This window comes from Alkalihalobacillus alcalophilus ATCC 27647 = CGMCC 1.3604, from assembly GCF_000292245.2.
In the GTDB taxonomy this organism is placed as follows: domain Bacteria; phylum Bacillota; class Bacilli; order Bacillales; family Bacillaceae_D; genus Alkalihalobacillus; species Alkalihalobacillus alcalophilus.
The window spans coordinates 1-20,731 of the sequence record NZ_ALPT02000002.1 but is presented as its reverse complement, the minus strand read 5'-3'; the positions used below and the strand labels follow the sequence as shown (position 1 = coordinate 20,731).

At 38.1% G+C, this 20,731-nt stretch carries 16 protein-coding genes and 1 CRISPR repeat array; of the genes, 14 read left to right on the top strand and 2 right to left on the bottom strand.

The features are described from left to right. Window positions 1-129: 129 nt before the first annotated feature. From BALCAV_RS00710 to BALCAV_RS00690, 5 genes are all read left to right on the top strand, one after another. Complete coding sequence (locus BALCAV_RS00710; RefSeq protein WP_003324178.1) at window positions 130-1,314, top strand: anhydro-N-acetylmuramic acid kinase; 1,185 nt, start codon at window positions 130-132, stop codon at window positions 1,312-1,314. A 172-nt stretch (window positions 1,315-1,486) separates the two neighbouring features. Next, window positions 1,487-2,536, top strand: a complete 1,050-nt coding sequence (locus BALCAV_RS00705) for a serine hydrolase domain-containing protein (RefSeq protein ID WP_003324177.1) — start codon at window positions 1,487-1,489, stop codon at window positions 2,534-2,536. Window positions 2,537-2,561: 25 nt separating this feature from the next. Continuing rightward, entirely contained in the window at window positions 2,562-4,148 is a 1,587-nt protein-coding gene (nagZ, locus tag BALCAV_RS00700; protein WP_003324176.1) for a beta-N-acetylhexosaminidase, read from the top strand. A 255-nt stretch (window positions 4,149-4,403) separates the two neighbouring features. Continuing rightward, window positions 4,404-5,171 carry a MurR/RpiR family transcriptional regulator gene (locus BALCAV_RS00695; protein WP_326938275.1) on the top strand — a complete coding sequence of 256 codons (768 nt, stop codon included), beginning with the start codon at window positions 4,404-4,406 and terminating at the stop codon, window positions 5,169-5,171. A gap of 176 nt (window positions 5,172-5,347) precedes the next feature. Further along, window positions 5,348-6,469 carry a CdaR family transcriptional regulator gene (locus tag BALCAV_RS00690; RefSeq protein ID WP_003324173.1) on the top strand — a complete coding sequence of 374 codons (1,122 nt, stop codon included), beginning with the start codon at window positions 5,348-5,350 and terminating at the stop codon, window positions 6,467-6,469. Between the two features lie 364 nt (window positions 6,470-6,833). Here the strand turns inward: BALCAV_RS00690 and BALCAV_RS00685 are convergent, their stop codons facing one another. Next, window positions 6,834-8,165, bottom strand: a complete 1,332-nt coding sequence (locus BALCAV_RS00685; RefSeq protein WP_003321336.1) for a (Fe-S)-binding protein — start codon at window positions 8,163-8,165, stop codon at window positions 6,834-6,836. Further along, on the bottom strand, window positions 8,162-9,577 hold the full coding sequence (gene glcD, locus BALCAV_RS00680; RefSeq protein WP_003321337.1) for a glycolate oxidase subunit GlcD: 1,416 nt from the start codon (window positions 9,575-9,577) through the stop codon (window positions 8,162-8,164). The genes BALCAV_RS00685 and glcD overlap by 4 nt, the downstream gene beginning before the upstream one ends. A gap of 206 nt (window positions 9,578-9,783) precedes the next feature. Between glcD and BALCAV_RS00675 the strand changes: the two genes are divergently transcribed. The 9 genes from BALCAV_RS00675 (at window position 9,784) to cas2 (ending at window position 19,655) form a co-directional block, all read left to right on the top strand. Next, window positions 9,784-10,746 carry an N-acetylglucosamine kinase gene (locus tag BALCAV_RS00675; protein ID WP_003321338.1) on the top strand — a complete coding sequence of 321 codons (963 nt, stop codon included), beginning with the start codon at window positions 9,784-9,786 and terminating at the stop codon, window positions 10,744-10,746. A 482-nt stretch (window positions 10,747-11,228) separates the two neighbouring features. Beyond that, window positions 11,229-13,655 carry a CRISPR-associated helicase/endonuclease Cas3 gene (locus BALCAV_RS00670; protein ID WP_003321341.1) on the top strand — a complete coding sequence of 809 codons (2,427 nt, stop codon included), beginning with the start codon at window positions 11,229-11,231 and terminating at the stop codon, window positions 13,653-13,655. Window positions 13,656-13,918: 263 nt separating this feature from the next. Further along, window positions 13,919-14,080, top strand: coding sequence for a hypothetical protein (locus BALCAV_RS22215; RefSeq protein ID WP_160173380.1), 162 nt, complete (start codon window positions 13,919-13,921; stop codon window positions 14,078-14,080). A gap of 107 nt (window positions 14,081-14,187) precedes the next feature. After that, window positions 14,188-14,907, top strand: coding sequence for a type I-C CRISPR-associated protein Cas5c (gene cas5c, locus BALCAV_RS00665; protein ID WP_003321342.1), 720 nt, complete (start codon window positions 14,188-14,190; stop codon window positions 14,905-14,907). Further along, window positions 14,904-16,817 carry a type I-C CRISPR-associated protein Cas8c/Csd1 gene (gene cas8c / locus BALCAV_RS00660; RefSeq protein WP_003321343.1) on the top strand — a complete coding sequence of 638 codons (1,914 nt, stop codon included), beginning with the start codon at window positions 14,904-14,906 and terminating at the stop codon, window positions 16,815-16,817. Before cas5c ends, cas8c begins: the two co-directional genes overlap by 4 nt. Continuing rightward, entirely contained in the window at window positions 16,814-17,674 is an 861-nt protein-coding gene (gene cas7c, locus BALCAV_RS00655) for a type I-C CRISPR-associated protein Cas7/Csd2 (protein WP_003321344.1), read from the top strand. The genes cas8c and cas7c overlap by 4 nt, the downstream gene beginning before the upstream one ends. Next, window positions 17,664-18,323 (top strand): CRISPR-associated protein Cas4, encoded by a 660-nt coding sequence (cas4, locus tag BALCAV_RS00650; RefSeq protein ID WP_003321345.1) that lies wholly within the window; start codon window positions 17,664-17,666, stop codon window positions 18,321-18,323. Before cas7c ends, cas4 begins: the two co-directional genes overlap by 11 nt. Then, window positions 18,320-19,351: a type I-C CRISPR-associated endonuclease Cas1c gene (cas1c, locus tag BALCAV_RS00645; RefSeq protein ID WP_003321346.1), complete on the top strand. Its 1,032-nt coding sequence runs from the start codon at window positions 18,320-18,322 to the stop codon at window positions 19,349-19,351. Before cas4 ends, cas1c begins: the two co-directional genes overlap by 4 nt. Before the next feature lie 13 nt (window positions 19,352-19,364). Then, complete coding sequence (gene cas2 / locus BALCAV_RS00640; protein WP_003321347.1) at window positions 19,365-19,655, top strand: CRISPR-associated endonuclease Cas2; 291 nt, start codon at window positions 19,365-19,367, stop codon at window positions 19,653-19,655. A gap of 194 nt (window positions 19,656-19,849) precedes the next feature. Beyond that, a CRISPR array of direct repeats spans window positions 19,850-20,671; the repeat unit is 32 nt; unit sequence GTCGCACCTCATGTAGGTGCGTGGATTGAAAT. Between the last annotated feature and the right edge of the window lie 60 nt (window positions 20,672-20,731).

The following is a 20,731-nucleotide window of genomic DNA, read 5'->3' as shown; positions in this document are numbered from 1 at the left end:
GAGCCGTAAAGGGAATCAAAGTCCAGCAATGAAGCCTGAAGCGAGCGAACAAAAGCCGCAAAGGGAATCAAATAACTTTCTAACAAAAAATGGAATTTTATTAACACAATCGATAAAGAGGTGAGAGTGGTGAAGCCAATCGCATTACCATTAACAAAGGAAAAGGTGCTTGCTGTTGGACTTATGTCTGGTACATCTGTTGATGGAATTGATGCTGCTTTAGTTGAAATTAAAGGTTCTGGATATTCAACAGAAGTTCAGTTAGTAGGTTTTCAAACGCTGCAATATGAGGAAGAGTTAAAAGAGAGAATTCTTCGTATTTGTCACCCAGAAACGTCTTCGGTTGATGAGGTTTGCCGTTTAAATGTGCTTCTCGCGGAAAAAATGGCGGAAAGTGTAGCGTATGTTTTAGAAGGCACTCCCTATCATTTAAAGGATTTAGATTTTGTGAGCTCACATGGACAGACGATCCACCATCTTCCTAATGAAGGGGCGACCCTTCAAATTGGGGAGCTTGCGGTTATTGCCGAGCGGACAAAAGCGTTAACGGTTGGTGATTTTCGCCCAAGTGATATGGCGGTTGGAGGTCAGGGAGCCCCACTTGTTCCATTTGTTGATGACATTCTGTTTCGTAGTGAAACAAACGGAAGAGCGTTATTAAATATTGGTGGAATGGCAAATTTAACTGTTTTGCCAGCTTATTCACCAGGGGAGCAGCCTTCGCATGAAGTATTGGCATTTGATACAGGGCCTGGGAATGTCTTAATCGATGAGATGGTGCGGATTGGTACAAATGGAGCGAAGGATTTTGATGAATCAGGAGAACTTGCCCAAAAAGGCCAAGTTGACGAGGCGTGGCTTCAAAAATTAATTAGCGAAGACGCTTTTCTTAAATTACCTTATCCTAAAAGCACGGGTAGGGAATTTTATCACCGTAATCTAGCTGAGAAAATCTGGTTAGAAGGCCGGGCCCGTAGATTAGAATTTGAGGATATTGTCGCAACGGTTACAAGCTTTACCGTTTATTCGATTACTAGCACAATTCAAGAGCAACTTGATCAACAATATGATATAAAGGAAGTGTTTGTTGGTGGGGGTGGGGTGCATAATCGTTTTATAATGGATCACTTACAAAAAGGGTTAAAGCGCCCTGTCAAATCGATGGAGGTTCTTGAGTTTTCAAGTGATGCTAAAGAAGCGATTGCTTTTGCGATTTTAGGAAATGAGTTTTTACGTCAGCAAACAAATAATACACCATCAGCGACAGGTGCTACAAAGGCAGTTTCGATGGGGAAATTAGCTTTGCCCTTTTAAATGGATTTGTGGTGAAAGAAACTGAGCATTTGATTTAAGCTCAGTTTTTTTGCACATAGCAAAGTATAAATCGGTCACCGCAATGAAAGACAATTGGGAGTATTATGATGAATATTCATCATCAATCGGTTGATTCATATAAATTAAGTGAGCTTGGTAGGGAGTGAATATTTTGGAGAAAAGAGTTCGAGAATTTATAGGAAAGGAGATTAACCTCAAGCATATTCCAGGGGCAGTGATTCATATCTCTCATCAGGGGAAGGTGCTTTATGAAGAGGCTTTAGGATATCGGAGCGTTTTTCCTACAAAAGAAAAAATGGCTTTAAATACCGTCTTTGATTTAGCTTCTTTAACAAAGGTTGTGGCGACCTTACCATCCATTTTAAAGTTGATCGAATACGGAGACATTCATTTAGATGACCGTATCAAAACGATTTTACCTAAGTTTGCAACAAATGGAAAAGAAGATATAACGATTAAACATCTACTAACACATACTTCTGGATTACCGGCCCACCGTCGCTATTACGAAGAAAAATTAGGAACGGAACAAATTATCAATCAAATTTATCAAGAGTCGCTCGTTTCAGCAATTGGTGAACAGGTCATCTATAGTGATTTAGGGTTTATTACGTTATATCAAGTCATTGAAGCGGTCACGGGTAAGAGGTTTGAAGACTTTGTTCAAAAGGAAGTCTTCGAACCTTTAGAAATGAAGGAGACAGGGTTTAACCCGAGCTTTAATGAAAAAAGGTTTGCAGCAACTGAATATAGTGAAGGCCTTCAAGGGTATAAGCAAGGGATTGTTCATGATGATAATACGGAGTTTATGGGAGGAATTAGTGGGCATGCCGGACTCTTTTCGACGATGTCGGACTTAACTCATTTTGCTGAAATGATTGAAAATGATGGAGTTTATAAAGGCAAAACAATTTTATCTGCTCGCTCTTTACAAATTTCTAGAAAAAATTATAGTCCGTTTGATACAGAGTTTCGTGGACTTGGCTGGATTTTAAAAAGCCCGATTGTTTCTTCTTGTGGTGATTTATTTTCAGTCGAATCATATGGTCATACTGGGTTTACAGGTACGAGCATCTGGTTTGATCCTAAGGTCGATCTTCGGGTCATTTTATTAACCAATCGAGTTCATTATGGCAGAAAGGATCCGATTCTGCGTTTGAGGCCAAGATTCCATAATATTATTCGTTCTTATTTTGATTAAATAAAAGGAAGGTGTTTACTTAATTATGACGTCATTAAGTTTAGAAGAAAAGTTAGGGCAATTATTTGTCGTCGGTTTTGATGGAAAAAAAGTACCGAAAGAGATGAAGCAGTTTATTACAGATTATCATATTGGTGGGATTATATTATTTGCCCGAAATATTGGAACGCCTGAGGAGGTACTTGCCTTAACAACGGAATTGCAGCAAATCGCTTATGAAGCAAATCAGGCTTACCCACTTCTAATTTGTGTCGATCAGGAAAATGGCATCGTGCGTCGAATTGGAGAAGGGACGACGATTTTACCAGGTGCGATGGCGACAGCTGCAACAGGTGATGTAAGAAATGCTTTTGAGCTTGGAGTGATATGTGGTGAAGAGTTAAAAGCACTCGGGATTAACTGGAATTTAGCACCGGTCCTTGATGTTAACAATAACCGAGATAATCCGGTCATTGGTGTTCGCTCGTTTGGTGAAAAACCGGAGCAGGTTGCAGCGTTTGGCAAAGAAACCATGAAAGGGCTGCAAAAAGCAGGAATGGTCACAACGTTAAAACATTTTCCTGGTCATGGTGATACAAATGTTGACTCCCATTTAGGGATGCCGCAAATTGAGCATTCTCTTGAACGTTTAGAGCAAATTGAATTGCTTCCTTTTAAAGAATGTATTCAAGCAGGTGCGGATACCGTGATGTCAGCTCATATCCATTTTCCAGCACTTGAACCGAATGAGGAGATACCTGCGACGTTATCAAAAAATGTGATTACGGGATTGCTTCGTGAAAAGCTTGGTTTTAATGGGGTTGTGACAACAGATTGTCTTGAAATGGATGCAATTGCGAAAACAGTTGGAACAGAGCAAGGAGCGGTTGCGGCGATAAAAGCGGGGATTGATGTTGTGATGATTTCTCATAGGTTGGAAAAACAAAAAGGAGCGATGGATGAAATCAAAAAAGCGCTTGCCAATGGTGAAATAAGGGAAGCTCAAATCGATGCTGCTTATGATCGAATAATAGAATTAAAGAAAAAGTATACGAGTTGGGAGCAGCTAGATTTAGCAAGTGAGCAATCAGTATCCAAAATCGTTGGTTCTAAAGAACATGAAGAAAAAGCACTGAATGTTTACCAAAAAAGTGTCACCCTTGAAAAAGGTGAGGCACAATTACCTTTACAAAAGGAACAAAAACGATTAGTGATTGAACCGCAAAATACGATTTTAACAAAAGCAGAAGATAAACAATACGCTCATTCAGCGTTAGGATTAGCCATCCGAGAATATGCCACAAATGCTGATGTCATTTCATTGCCTATATCACTAGAGCAATTGGTTCAAGCAGTGGCTCCATATGAGCAAGTGATCATTGGTCTAGTGTCGGCTTCCATTGATGAAGCACAAGTAAAGGTTGTTCAAACATTGATTGATTTAGGGAAGAGTGTCATTGTCGTGGCGATGAGAAGTCCTTATGATATCAACGCTTTACCTAATGAAATCGATGTCTATTTGAATACGTATGAGTTGAGTTACCCGGCATTATCGACGGCAGCGGCGATTTTGTTTGGGGAGCTTGAGCCAGTTGGAAAAGCTCCAGTAACAGTCAAAAAAGCGTTCATTTAGAAGAAGATCAAGATGTTTATGGAGGAGCAAATAGAAAAACAATTATGATAAAAAAAGGTCAATCCTTAATCAGTGTGATGCGATCAGAAATCTAGTATAATGACATTAAGAATATTTTGATGGAAAAGGGTTGATACGAAATGTCATTTATGACGGGCGGCCTTGTTATGTTAACGGAAATGTTGCCAAAACTACCTCCTTCTGAGAAAAAAAATTGCTGAATATCTCATTGAGCATCCACAGGAGTCTATTTCGTTGACAGCACATGAATTAGGGAAAAGAAGTGCCACAAGTAGTGCTGCCGTAATTCGTTTATGTAAATCGTTAAATTTAAAAGGTTTACCAGATTTGAAGTTACGGATTGCAGGAGACTTACAAAAGAAAATAGAGCACGGACTCAGAGATATTGAACCGAATGAATCGGCGATAACGATTATTGACAAAATGACGAGCAATTCCATTCAAACGATTCGTGAAACAGCCGAACTTTTAAATATTGAAGAATTAGAAAAAGCGATTGAAAAGTTAAATAAGGCAAGACGTATTCACTTTTTTGGGATCGGAGCTTCTGGAATTATCGCTCACGATGCTCAGCAGAAGTTTTTACGTATTGATAAAACAACGTACGCTTTTACCGATGTTCATATGGCAACGACATTAGTCGCAACTGCTACGGATGAAGATGTGGCGATTGGAATTTCTTTTTCTGGTGAAACGAGAGAGGTTAGTCAATTTTTGGAGGTCGCTAAGAATAAAGGGCTGTCTACGATAAGTTTAACGAAGTATGGGCAATCGCTCGTCAGTGAAACGGCTGATATTCAGCTTTATACATCTGCGACAAAAGAACCAACTTTCCGAAGTGGTGCAACGTCATCACGAATTGCTCAACTCCAAGTGATCGACATTTTATTTATGTGTGTCGCCTCTTCTCAATATGACAAGTCGGTTAAGCATTTAAATGAAACGAGAAATGTAGTCGAGACATTGCGTTTTCCAAGTAAAGGAAGAACAAAGGTTAAGTAGGTATCGTGTATCGGGAAATTAGGTGACTCAGCGAGGGCTCCCTCAATGGGTCACTTTTTTTATATTTGGTGGCATCGTGAGTCTCGGATAGTAAAGAATAAGGAAGATATGGGTGCGATATAGTAGTTTGGTAGCTAAATTAAGAAAAAAGTAAGGATTTAAAAGAGGTGAAAGGAATGCGGTTATTACCTGAACTTGCCCAAAAGGTCATTGATGAAGTTCGATTAGTCATGCATGAGAGTATGATTGTCGTTGATGAAAAGGGAACGATCATTGCGGCAACTGAATCGAACCGAGTCGGTGATTTTCATCAAGGTGCTTATCATGTCTTAAAATCGAAAAAAAAGCTCTATATTAATGAACAGAATAGGGAACGCTTCAAAGGGGTCAAATACGGAATCAATTTACCACTAATGTTTGAGAGGAAAATTATTGGTGTAATTGGTGTAACCGGACATCCAAGTGAAATCGAACCATACGCTGATTTGTTAAGAAAAATGACCGAGTTGATGATTAAAGAAACGTATCATTTGGAACAAAAGGAATGGCAAACACGTGGACTTGAAGCTTTTTTTAATGAATGGGTAATGCTTAACGAGGTGGATGAAGCTTTTATTAAACGTGGTCAATTGCTTGGTATTTCGGTTGGTTTTCCATACCTCTGTATTTTAATGGAGGCAAGTGACGAGGACGGGCAAGCTGTGTCGTTTTTTATGAATGAATGGTTTCAAAATCAATTTCCCCATCGAAGTGAAGATGTCTTGATTCGGTGGCAAGATGGCCGCTTTCTATTGTTACGTGCTATAGAGGGTGAGGAGACTTGTCGAGATGAAAGGCTAGAAGCTGAATTAATTCGTTGGAGAAAAGCTTTTTTGAAAAATGGAGAAAACCGACGTTTCTCTATTGGTGTGAGTGAATCAGTCACAACATACTCGTTAAAACGGGCTTATCATGAGGCAAGTAAGGCTATCAAAGCTGCAACCATCGAGAAGGGCATTATTTATTCTGAAGAGTTATTGCTTGAGATTATAGGGGCAGAGATGGAGCATTCTGTTAAAGATGAATTTCTTGAGCGAGTTCTTGGAAGATTAGAAAGCGAGCCAGAGCTACAAGGAACGTTACGTAGTTATTTGATTCATAATCAATCGATTGTCGATACGGCAGAAGCCCTTCATATTCACAAAAATACGCTTCACTATCGCTTAAAGCAAATTCGCGAATTAACCGGAATTGATGCAAAAGAAACACTCGGCTTGACTTTGTTTTATTTGGCATTTTCCTTGCGTGGCGAGGTTTAAGGGAAGGTGATATGGGATTTATAAGACAAAAGGGAAGAAGCCGGGTGGTGAAATGACGCATAACCAAGGTTTATAGGACAAACGGGGAGAAGCCAAGTGTTGAAATGACGCATAACCAAGGTTTATAGGACAAAAGGGAAGGAGCCGAGTGTTGAAATGACGCATAACCAAGGTTTATAGGACAAAAGGGAAGGAGCCGAGTGTTGAAATGACGTATAACCAAGGTTTATAGGACAAAAAAGAAAGCACTAACCTTTAAAATGCCACTAAAACGGAGTCCCTCCCGTGCTTTCTAATGAATTGGTGTTTTGAAAATAAGGGGGGAGAAGCATCTGTACTCCTCACCCTTAATATCACTATCTTTCTATTTATTCTTAGCATTCTCATATGCTTCTAATAATAAATCAACGATATGAATGGCACGCATTTGCTCACTCAGGCCTTCTTTTTCTATACCGAGTTTCATTTGTAATAAGCAGCCTGGGTTGGCGGTTACGATGGTTTTTGCTTTTGTCTTTTTGGTTTGTTCCATTTTATAATCGAGGATTTGCATCGACATTTCCGATTCGACGATGTTATAAATACCGGCTGAACCGCAGCAACGATCGGCGTTTTTCATTTCAACAAAATCAGAGCCTGAAATCGATTGAAGCAGCTTCCTCGGTTCGATAAATGTTTTTTGTCCATTTCGTAAGTGACAGGAATCTTGGTATGTCAAAACTTCCTCATTTAACTGCAATGGTAATTGATCAAATTTTAACTCGATTAAAATGGAAGTGATGTCTTTAATTTTATTGGCAAAACCCTTGGCACGCTCTACCCATTCGGGATCGTCTTTTAATAAATGGTCATAATCGACTAAAAAGGCCCCACAGCCACCAGCATTCGTAATAATGTAATCCACTTCGGCTTTTTCGAACGCTTCAATGTTTTTCTTCGCCATTTCTTTCGCTTTCATTTTTTCGCCACTATGACCATGAAGGGCTCCACAACAACCTTGAGTTTTCGGGATGACAATTTCACAGCCAGCATATTGAAGTAGCTTTTTGGTGGCTTCATTAGTTTTCATAAAGACGGTGTCCATTAAACAGCCACTAAAAAAGGCAACATTTTTCTTTTTAACCGCAAGTGGCTCAAGATGTGTTGGTCGATTTTTTATTTCTTTTTTCCGTGGAGCAAGAGGAATGACTTTTTCCATTAATTGCATCGAATCGGGAAGAACTTTTAGCATACCTGACTTTCGAGCAAGTGTACTAATACCTGATCGTTGATAAAATCCTAATAAACCAACTAGACCAACCATGCGATTTTGGTGTGGGAACAGCTGATTAAAAACAACTTCCCGTAATCCTTTCACAGGTAAGGATGGTTTTTTATTTTGATAAATAATATCGCGAGCTTCTTCAAGTAAATGGCCATACTTGACGCCTGAAGGGCAAACGGGTTCACAGGCCCGGCAGCCGAGACACATGTCCAAGGATTTTTTTACTTCCTCATCTGGTTCGATATCGCCATCGACGACTGCTTTCATTATGGCAATTCGTCCACGTGGAGAATGAAGCTCGTTTTTTCCTGATTCGATATAAGTTGGACAGGTGGGCAAACAAAAACCACAGCGCATACAGTTTAACAATTCATCATAGTCCATCTTCTCTTGAAATTGCTTTTGGATTCTTTCTTTTTCAATTATGTTCATGGTTGATTCACCACAATTCTTTTCCGAGTCGACTTTGGAAAAATTTTACTCGGGTTCATAATATTGTTCGGATCAAAGGCTTGTTTAATGCCCTGCATCGCGGCAATTCCTTCCTCGCCCAGCTTCAAATGAAGATAAGGGGCTTTCATTGCTCCGACCCCATGCTCACCCGTAATTGTGCCGCCTAATGATACGGCCTTTTCAAAAATTTCTTGTAAAGCTAATTCAACCCGGTGAATTTCTTCCGTATCCCTCGCATCGGTCATACAGGTAGGATGCAGGTTGCCATCTCCAGCATGACCAAATGTACAGATTTCAACGTTGTGCTTCGCAGCAATCTCGTTAATGGCCCTTACCATATTGGCAATTTCCGAACGTGGCACAGTCGCGTCTTCTAAAATGGTTGTTGGCTTTAGGCGAGCCAGTGCTGATAAAGCAGAGCGTCTTGCGGTGCTTAACTTTTCAGCTTCTTCAGCTGATTGAGCCATATTGACTTCAATTGCTCCGTGTTCTTTACAAATCGTGACAATTTTTTCGATGTCTTTAAGAACGGATTCAATGGGGCCATCTTGCTCAATTAAAAGAACAGCTTCCACATGTGTAGGCAGCCCAATTTTTGAGAAATCTTCTACAACTTTGAGCGTTGGCTGGTCAAGAAATTCAAGAGTTGCTGGAATGACACGGTTGGCAATAATGTTCGAGACGGACTGAGCTGCCGCATCCATACTTTGATAAAGAGCAAGAACCGTCTTTTTCGTTTCTGGTTTTGGTATTAATTTTAACGTCGCTTCCGTAATAATTCCGAGCGTACCTTCAGACCCAACAAAAAGGCGTGTTAAATCGTAACCTGCGACATCCTTGGCGAGCTTTCCACCAGTGCGAATGATTGAGCCATTAGGTAAAACGATTTCAAGTCCGAGTACATAATCACGTGTCACCCCGTATTTTAAGCCACGTAACCCGCCTGAATTTTCATTAATATTGCCGCCGATTTGTGATATTTTCATCGAACTCGGGTCCGGGGGATAAAATAATCCAATCTCTTCAACGGCTTGGCTCATTTCGAGCGTGTTTACCCCGGGTTGAACGGTAATCGTTAAGTTCTCTTCATCTATTTCTAAAATTTGATCGAGATGTTTAAATAAAAGTACGATTCCACCTTCAAGTGGAGTCGTACCCGCACTTAAATTAGTCCCAGAACCACGGGGGACGATCGGGATCTGATGGCTATTACATAGCTTGACGATTTGAGCAATTTCTTCTTTATTTCTAGGCGAGACGACAGCATCTGGCATCGCTTGAAATTGTGGAGTTGCATCAAAGGAATAAACGAGCTTACTAGCGGGTGAATCCTCGTAGTTATTTTCACCGACAATCATAATAATTTCTTTTTTAATTTTAGTTGTTATCATAAAAACAACTCCTTTTCAAAACGTAATCGCATACATTCATCATAAAGGGATTTCGATTGTTTATATATGTATATTTGTACAAAAAAACGGGGTGTAATAAAAATATTATTGTATCTTAGACTAATGGAGCAAGGTTGTTATAATAGGTATAGACAACTATATAGGAAATTCGCTATGATGAGGAAAAGAAAGATGGAGGCGATTTTATGTATGTGATTGGTATTGATGGCGGGGGGACAAAGACGACAGGTGTTCTAGTAAGTGAAAAAGGTCATGTGGCAGCTGAAATAACGGTTGGTGCGACAAATCCAAATAGCGTTGGGATGGAGCAGGCTAAAGAGGAACTAAAGCAATTACTATTCGCCTTAAAGGAGCAAAATGAGCTGGCCTATCAACAAGTCAGTAGTTTATTTGCCGGACTTTCTGGTATGGAGGGGACAAATCGGCAAGAAGTCATTAAAGAATTTCTACAAAAATTGATTCCTGGTATCCTGGTGGAGGTTGATAATGATGCGATTATTGCTCTTTATTCAGGTACGATGGGTTTACCTGGAGTCGTGCAAATTTCAGGAACTGGTTCGATTACATACGGTGTAGATCGCGATAATAACCGCTATCGTGTCGGTGGCTGGGGCTATTTAGTCGGAGATGAAGGAAGTGGATATGCGATTGGGAAAGCGGGCGTTAGTGCTGTCTTTCAAGCCTATGATGGAACAGGCAACGAGACTTTATTAACAAAGCTGATTTTGACTCACTTCCAAATAGATAATCCAGCAGCATTGATTCCATTTATTTATGAAGAAAAAGCTCGTGAAACGATTGCTTCCTTAAGTCGACACGTGATGGCCGCTGCTGATCAAAAGGATGGGGTTGCCTTACAAATTTTAAATGAGCAAGCCGAATTGCTCGGGCATCAAATCGCAACATTGATAAAAAGAGGAAACGTTCGAACGGATACCAGTTTGCCAATTGTCTTAACAGGCGGTGTCATGAACCGAGCCGATTTATTACAAGCTGGAATCGAAAAACAATTAAAGGAACACAAAATCTATTCATTTCATTTTGTCTTACCGAAAATTGCCCCTGTAGGTGGTGCGGTTATTGCCGCGTTACGAGCTGAAGTTGGTAAGGTGGATGGAGAATTTATGGTGAATTTTATTAAAGAATAGGTGAGGAATTTTTTCAACGTTGTAGGATGAAACAAAGTGATTTAGAATGAAAGTATAAAATTCAGATAAAAATGAAATGAATGCAAATGATTATGACGAAATAATGCTTATATTGTGTTAGTTTGTGCTAATTTTCGCAGTCGCACCTTGTATACGTGTGTTCAAGGTGCGAACTTTAAAATTTCAAATAAACTCTTCGTATTATAACTCTTCTATTTCGATAAAATAATTCAAGAATTTGAGTCAATAAATCTCTTGATCCCCTTCTCCATTTTCTAATTTTTTGCTCATCCAACGATTTAGCTAATTCATAACTTTTAAAAAAAACTCAAATAATTTGATAGGTATAATAGACTAGTTCTATTTGTTGGTATATAATGACTATAATATAAGTTAATAACAAAATGATACCCCTAGAGAAACAGCAAGAAAATCATAATAATGGTTTTTTTGCTGTTTTTGATTTTTGAGAGGAGGATTGGATGGAGTTTATCGCACATGTTCGTGAATCTGATGGGAAAATCCAAACAGTAAGAGAACATTTACTCGAAGTAAAACATTTAGCAGAAGGCTATGGTGAGAAAATAGGGGTTAAACATATCGCTGGATTAGCGGGTTTGCTGCATGACCTAGGTAAGTATACGTGCGAATTCCGAGATTACTTATTGAATGCGATTGAAAATCCGGATGCACCATCTAAGCGGGGAAGTGTCGATCATTCTACAGCTGGTGGTAAGTTACTTTATGAAATGTATCATTCTAATAAAGCAAAAGAGAAGATGTGGTATTTGATTTTATCAGAGGTAGTTGGAAATAGTATTTTATCTCATCATTCTTATTTGCTAGATTTTCTAACCCCGCAATTAGAATCGAATTATTTGTATCGTGTAAAAGAAAAGCCTTTTCCGGAGTTTAGTGAAACAAAGAGGCTATTTTTTGAGCATGTAATGAGCGAATCTGAATTCAAAGAATATGTAGAGCGTGCAGCAAAAGAATTAGAGATTTTTAATCGAAAAAGACCACTTGAACGCGAAAAAAACCTAATGTTTTTAATAAAGTTTATTTTTAGCACATTAATTGATGGGGATCGGACGAATACACGTCTGTTTGAGGAGAATGTTTCGTATGAATTAGAGGTTGATACAGAAGAACTTTTTCAAAAATTTTATCATAGGTTAATGAAGAAGATTGATTCATTCAAAAGTGAACAAGGTGAACCATCTCCCATTGATAAGTTGAGAAGCGAAATGTCTGAACAATGTGCAAAATTTGCCGAACGTCCCTCAGGCATTTATACTCTGTCGATTCCAACGGGTGGAGGGAAGACTTTAGCAAGCTTAAGGTTTGGCTTGCGGCATGCTTTATTACAAAAGAAAAAACGGATTATTTATATTGTCCCGTTTACAACAATTATTGAACAAAATGCTCAGGAAGTCAGAGAAATTTTACAGGATGATGCGAACATATTAGAACATCATTCAAATATTATTAATGATTCGATAGATGATGAAGCTGAGGATGGAAGAATTTCAAATAAGCAGAAACTAAAGTTGGCGAAGGATAACTGGGATTCGCCTATTATTTTTACGACGATGGTTCAATTTTTAAATGTGTTTTATGCGAAGGGAAGTCGTAATAGTAGAAGGATGCATAATCTTAGTGAATCAGTGGTCATTTTTGATGAAGTTCAAAAGGTTCCTACTTCATGTGTTTCTCTTTTTAATGATGCTCTTAATTTTTTGAAAGATTATGCCCACTCTACGATGGTTCTTTGTACAGCGACTCAACCTGCTCTAAATTTTGTTGAGCAGAAGTTGGAGATAACACATGATGGTGAAATGATCGCACAAGTTGATAAGGTAATTGATGCTTTCAAACGAGTGGAAATGATTGATTTGGCTTCAGAAAGTACTTTTACAAATGAGAAACTTGTATCATTTATTGAAGAACAGATGAAAGAAAAAGAGAGTATCTTGGTTATTTTAAATACAAAATCAGTAGTACGAGATTTATATGAGAAGTTAAAAGAGATAGGCGGGGATGTTTCTCTTTACCATTTAAGCACTTCCATGTGTGCAGCTCATCGTAATAAAAAGTTGGCTGAGATGAGGAAGAAATTAAAAAATCGAGAAAAAGTATTATGTGTAAGTACGCAACTGATTGAAGCAGGCGTAGATATTAGCTTTCAATCAGTAGTCCGTTCTTTAGCTGGTTTAGATTCGGTTGCCCAAGCAGCAGGTAGGTGTAATCGTCACGGTGAAATGGACGGGCTTCAATCCGTTTATATGATTGATCATGAAGAAGAAAATTTGGACAAATTATCAGAAATACAAGCAGGGAAAATGGTCACAAAGCAAATTTTAAAAGATTTAAAAAGAGATTCAACCGTACATGGTGGGCATCTCTTATCTAGGCAGGCGATAGAGAGGTTTTTTCAGGTGTATTACACAGAATTAAAAGTGAGCTTAAATTACCCAATTCCTAGTCTTGGAACGGACATGGTTGACTTACTGTATGCATCAAGGAAGAAAAATAAATATTTAGCAGAAGCTCGTTCATACAACCAGAAATTTGATTTATATTTAGCCAATAGTTACCGTACAGCAGCTGAGAACTTTCAAGTAATTGAAAGTTTAACGACTTCTGTACTCGTTCCTTATGGAGAAGGAAAAGAGATCATTGCTGAATTAAATAGTTCAAGGTCGATTAAAGAGTATGCTCATCTGTTAAGGAAAGCACAATATTATTCGATTAATCTTTTTGAACATGAGAAAAGAGAATTAATACAAAATGGTGGGCTGATATCCTATCTAGATGGAGAGATCTTTGTGTTAGTAGAAAATACATACGATGATGAGTATGGATTGAATACAAAAAGTGAAGCACAAATGGGTGGAATGTTTTTTTGAGGATAATTAAAACCTATCTGGAATGATAGGTTTTTAATACCTTTTATTTAATATCTATTTCAATCCACGCTGAGGCAGCGACAATTCATTATACCATATTAGAAATTTCATATTAATTTAGGGATGGGAATTTAGTACTTCAGATAATAAATAAATAGGAATTAAAATTTAGTTGTGATAAAGGGGAATTTAAGTTAAAATATACATAATATTCATTCTATTCACATTATTTTTTTATGAGGTGGGAGGTGTTTAATATTAAAATGATGATTTATCAATCTGTAAAGAGAGAGCGAGAGTTACAAAAAAGAATATGTGAACTAGAAAAAGAGAATACAACTTTAAGAAATACAATTTGTTATCTTATTAAAGGTGCTGAAAATAAATTGTGTGAGCACCAAAATTGTTTAAAAGTTATTAGTTAAGAAAATATCTCTCTGTCATAATGAGAGCTGCCTATTCTATTATGACAGAGGGGGTTAAATCATTTTCTAACTTCAAATATTGAATAAACGAAAGGGGGAATTAAACAATGCGAAATTCAATTGAGTTTGTTCTTTGGGGTGATTATGCCTTATTTACGGATCCCTTAATGAAGCTTGGTGGCGAAAAGATGACCTATCAAGTGCCAACGTATCAAGCCTTAAAAGGAATTGTCGAATCGATTTATTGGAAGCCAACGATTGTGTGGTATATTGATGAACTGCGGATTATGAATCCGATTAAAATGGAATCTAAAGGGATCCGCCCGATTGAATATAGTGGAGGAAACACACTAGCGAATTACACGTATTTACAAAAGCCTAGATATCATGTGAAAGCTTATTTTGATTTTAACTTTCATCGTCCAGATCTCGCTTTTGACCGTAATGAAAATAAACATCATAATATTGCGAAACGTGCTTTAAAGGTTGGAGGGAGAAGAGATATTTTCTTAGGGGCAAGAGAGTGTCAAGGATATGTAGAGCCGCATCCATTTAATGAAGGTGAAGGGTTTTATGATGATTATGGTGAGATTCACCTTGGCCCGATGGTTCATGGCATCAACTATCCTGATGAAATAGGAAGAGATGAAATGGAAGTAAGATTATGGAGTCCAGTTATAAAAAATGGTGTGATTAAATTTATTCTTCCTGAGCAATGTCCGCAAGTACGCTCCTTAGGTCAAATGGAAGCTAAACACTTTGACCAATCGAATGTCCAGTCTGTGGAGGAACTTTCAAAGGTGTTAGAAGGAGAGATGAGTGAATGAGTTTATTTCTAAGTCTCTATCAAACGTATAAACAGAATTCGAGTCAAGTTGGTGAACGAAAATTGAACCGATTTGAGAAGGAGTACACGTTAATTCCGGTTGGGCATACAACGCAAACGGCTCATATTGAGGTGCTTGTAACAGAGGATGGGGAGTTCTATTCCGCTGAGATTATTCCTAAAGGTAATGGAAATACGTTAATCCCTGCAACTGAGAAGTCCTCAAGTCGTTCAGGTTCACTTGTGGCACCTTATCCTCTTCATGACAAACTAAGTTATGTTGCGGGTGATTACGTTAAATATGGAGGAGTGATAAAAAAGGAAGAACCTTATTCAGCGTACATCGCTCAATTAGAAGAGTGGGTCAGCTCACCTTATAACCATTGGATGGTCAATAGTATTTTTAAGTATTTGAAAAAAGGTAGATTAATTGAAGATTTAGTCAATGAAAAGAAACTTCACCTTGATAGTGAAGGAAAACTGATTACTTCATGGGATAAAAAATATGAAGAATTATTTGAAGGAAAACCTGATATTTTTTCCGTTGTTGCTGGAGGACAAGAAGGAGCGTTTATTCGCTTTAATGTTCACTCTCCAACTAAAGTGTTATCAAAAGTATGGCAGTCAAAAGAGGTGTTTGATTCATTTACCTCGTTTTACAACCAAAGTTTAGGTGATGAAGATTTATGTTATGTATCCAGCGAATGGATCCCTAAAACGAATCGACATGCCAATAAAATTCGAAACGCTGGTGATAAAGCTAAGTTGATTTCAGATAATGATAAGAGTGGATTCACTTATCGTGGAAGATTTAGAGAGAGCGATCAAGTAGCAACTATAGGTTATGATGTCTCTCAAAAGGCTCATAACGCACTGAAGTGGTTAATTAATCGCCAAGCTAAAATTGTCGATGGTCGCGTTTTTTTAGTATGGGGGAATCAAGTTCCTGAAGTTCCTGATCCGACTAGTGATAGTTTTGATATTTATGAAGAGTGGGACGAGTCTCCAGAAGAACCAATTCAAGTAGCTAATACCCATCAGAACTACGCTACTGAAGTAAAAAAAGCATTATCGGGATATATGAATCGATTAAAAGAACTTGATACTAATGAACAAATCAATATTCTCGTATTAGACTCAGCAACAACCGGTCGTCTTGCGGTTTTGTATTATCGTAATATTCAAAAAGAGTTATATATAAATGGTCTAATTAATTGGCACTCACGGTGCAAATGGCGTCACAGTTATCGTAAAACGAAAGATGGTAACAGGATTCAATTTACCGGTGCCCCATCGACAAAAGACATTGCCTTTGCTACATATGGACCAAATGCCAATGAAAAGGTTGTAAAAGGATTAATGGAACGACTTTTACCTTGTATTGTCGACGAACACCCGATTCCGTCTGATATTGTTCGAAGTGCGATTCAAAGAGCTTCAAATCCAGTTGCGTTAGAAAATTGGGAATGGGAGAAAACATTAAGTATTGCATGTGCACTTATAAATAGTAAGGAGGACTATGATATGGCCGTAGATAATAATAATGACGATCGCAGTTACCTTTTTGGTAGATTGCTAGCGGTTGCCGATGTACTAGAAAGAAACGTCTTAGATAGCAATGGTGAGAAAAGGGCAACAAATGCCACACGTTATATGAACTCATTTGCGAATCGCCCAGAAAGAACTTGGAAAACGATACAAGCAGCTTTACAGCCCTATTTGGCGAAATTAGGAAAAGGTGCGACAAGATATACGATAATTATTGATGAAATCTCATCAAAATTTAATGTGGATGATTTTAACAACCGTCCATTAACAGGTAAATTTTTATTAGGTTTATCAAGTCAACGTCACGACATGTATCAGAAAAAAGAAAAAGTGGAGCAAAATGAAGGGGGAAATGAGCTATGAGTACATTGGATCACAAAATTGATTTCGCTGTCGTTTTTACTGTAACAAAAGCCAATCCGAATGGAGACCCGTTAAATGGGAATCGACCGAGACAAAATTATGAAGGGAAAGGGGAAGTATCTGATGTCGCTTTAAAACGAAAAATCCGTAATCGTTTGATGCAAATGGAAGAGTCTGTCTTTGTTCAGTCTAATGATAATAAAGTAGATTCTTATGGTAGTTTAAAAGAAAGAGCGGAAGCGATTCCAGAGTTACAAAAAATAATGAAAGATAAAAATGGCTCTAGTGATGCTTTTGCCTTATTAGCTTGTAACGAATGGATTGATGTAAGGAGCTTTGGACAAGTATTTGCCTTCAAAGGGTCTGGTGGTAAAGGGGTTTCTGTTGGTGTACGTGGACCAGTTTCTATTCATACGGCAACAAGTGTTGACCAAATTGATATTACAAACATGCAAATTACCAAAAGTGTTAATTCAGAACCAGGAACAGCTAAGGGCTCCGACACAATGGGAATGAAGCACCGTGTCGATTTTGGAGTTTATGTGTTTAAAGGAAGCATTAACACTCAGTTAGCTGAAAAGACAGGTTTTTCTAATGAGGATGCTAAGAAATTTAAAGAAGCTTTAATTACTTTGTTTGAAAATGATGCTTCATCCGCACGGCCAGATGGAAGTATGGAGGTAAACAAGGTTTTATGGTGGGAGCATAGTTCTAAGTTAGGGCAATATTCATCAGCTAAAGTGCACCGTACATTAAAAATTGAAAAAAATACAGAAGAACCGAGAGAGTTTGAGGACTATACGATTCAAATTGATGAACTAGATGGCCTTGTACCTGAGGTAATTGATGGCCTTTAATGAAGAAGATAACTATTTAATGTTATCAGGTATTCAACATTTCCAGTTCTGTAAGCGTCAATGGGCGTTAATTCATATTGAACAGCAGTGGGAGGAAAATGTTAAAACCGTTGAAGGGCAACATTTGCATAAACGAGCAGATGACCATACAATTCGTGAAAAACGTGGCGATAAATTAGTTGTAAGAGCTATGCCAATACAGTCCAGAGAATTAAAAATAACGGGTGTTTGTGATGTAGTCGAGTTTAGAAGCGATGCAAAAGGCGTTGAAATAAACGGGGTAAGTGGTACCTACTTACCCTATCCAGTTGAATATAAGCGTGGTAAGAAAAAACAGGGTGAAGAAGATTTATTGCAACTGGTCGCACAAGCGATTTGTCTTGAGGAGATGTTATTGTGTGAGGTGGAGTATGGTTATTTATTTTATAATGAAACCAAACAACGGATTAAAGTATCTATTACAGAAGAATTAAAAGAGAAAGTAAGGCAAACCACACATGAAATGTATCAATATTACAAACGTCGCCATACCCCAAAAGTGAAAACCGGAACTTTTTGCAAAAGTTGCTCCTTACAACATATCTGTCTTCCTAAATTGATGAACAAACAATCAGTAAAAAGCTATATTGAAGGGAAAATAAAAGGATGAGAAAGCTCTTAAATACGCTTTTTATTAACCAAACAGATGTCTATCTATCATTAGATGGTGACAACATTGTTCTTTTAAAAGATGAGAATAAATTGGGCAGAGTCCCGCTTCATAATTTGGAATCCATCGTCACCTTTGGTTATACAGGTGCAAGTCCTGCGTTAATGGGGTATTGTGCTGACAGGAATATTTCCATTACTTTTTTAACAATGAACGGGCGTTTTTTGGCAAGGGTCATTGGTGAGAGCCGTGGAAATGTGACGTTAAGGAAAAAACAGTATAGGATCTCCGATAATGAAATGGCATCTGCTCATATCGCAAGGAACTTTATTATCGGGAAAATTTTTAATAATAAATGGATGATAGAAAGAATGACAAGGGACTATCCGCTTCGTTTGGATATACAGAAGTTTAAAGAAGTTTCCCAGCACTTATCAACGATCATTGAAGAGGTAAGAATTTGTGAAGATTTGGAGCGTTTAAGAGGGTTAGAGGGGCAGGCTGCAATTAGTTATAATCGACTGTTTGATCAAATGATTTTACAGCAGAAAGAGAATTTTAGTTTTAAAGGTCGTTCCCGAAGACCTCCACTTGATAATGTGAATGCTTTATTATCATTTGCTTATACAATGTTAGCAAATGATATGGCTGCCGCATTAGAGGGAGTTGGATTAGATGCATATGTCGGTTTTTTACACCGAGATAGACCAGGAAGAGCTTCATTAGCCTTAGATTTAATGGAAGAATTACGTGGGATATATGCTGATAAATTTGTGTTGACCCTTATTAATAAAAAGGCTCTCAATAAGGACGATTTTTTCAAAAAAGAAAATGGTGCTGTTATTATGACGGAAGAAGCTCGGAAAAAATTCCTTACCGCTTGGCAAAATAAAAAGCAAGAAAAAATCACCCATCCTTTTTTAGGAGAAAAAATAACATGGGGTCTTGTTCCACATGCCCAAGCTTTGTTATTGGCTCGATTTCTTAGAGGAGATTTAGATGAGTACCCACCATTTCTTTGGAAGTAGGTGATAGTAGGCAATGTTAATTTTAATAACTTATGATGTGAGTACAATGACAAGTGCTGGACAAAAACGTTTGAGAAAAGTCGCAAAAACCTGTCAAAACTATGGTCAACGAGTTCAAAATTCGGTATTTGAATGTATCATTGATTCTACACAATATGTATCATTAAAGCATGAACTATCATCTATTATAAATCCTAAAGAAGATAGTCTCCGATTTTATAAATTAGGAGATAACCACAAAAATAAAGTAGAGCATATTGGAGTGAAGGAGTCAATTGACATCGAATCACCTTTGATTTTTTGACGAGTTTTAATGAGAGAATAGATGAGTGCGAATGTGAGGCGATCATCATTTCCTAGGGGGATTCGCACCTAAAAAATAAAGTAGATATTGTTGGAATTTGTCGTATTTTTAGGAATGAGTTAATTCTGAGCAGTTTTTTTGTGGAAATGTCTTCTAATTAATGGGTATTTTCTTTAATTTGAGCCATTTTCGCTGTCGCACCTCATGTAGGTGCGTGGATTGAAATCGTGAAGCGATGCGTATTGGTGAGAAAGACCGTCAACGTCGCACCTCATGTAGGTGCGTGGATTGAAATCCATGACTAGATCAATACCTATTTGCACAAGGGTCGCACCTCATGTAGGTGCGTGGATTGAAATAGAGGTTAAAGGATTATTAAGACAAATCGCTGATGTCGCACCTCATGTAGGTGCGTGGATTGAAATAAAATGGGAGTATATCGGCAGAGGATTTTGTCGATGTCGCACCTCATGTAGGTGCGTGGATTGAAATTGGGTTATAGCTGCAATAGCCGCACTAGTAGCCGTCGCACCTCATGTAGGTGCGTGGATTGAAATTAGATGGAAGATTTTATTATGCAAGTAGAAAGAGTCGCACCTCATGTAGGTGCGTGGATTGAAATACCGCTTACCCTTTCAAAATTAGCGAATTAGAGGGTCGCACCTCATGTAGGTGCGTGGATTGAAATTGCTCCTCCCATTTTTTTATAATTGGCTCATAATGTCGCACCTCATGTAGGTGCGTGGATTGAAATCGGTGATAGTTAGAAAAATAAAAACCACAACTCCGTCGCACCTCATGTAGGTGCGTGGATTGAAATAATCTTTGCGAGTGGATTACACAGAAGTACATGAAGTCGCACCTCATGTAGGTGCGTGGATTGAAATATGTTAATCAAAATGCACAAAAACACCTATTAGTCGCACCTCATGTAGGTGCGTGGATTGAAATTAATCTAAATCATGTGCTAATTTATAATTAATAGTCGCACCTCATGTAGGTGCGTGGATTGAAATGGTAACAAATATGATGACTTTGCAGACGTTGAGGAAGTCGCACCTCATGTAGGTGCGTGG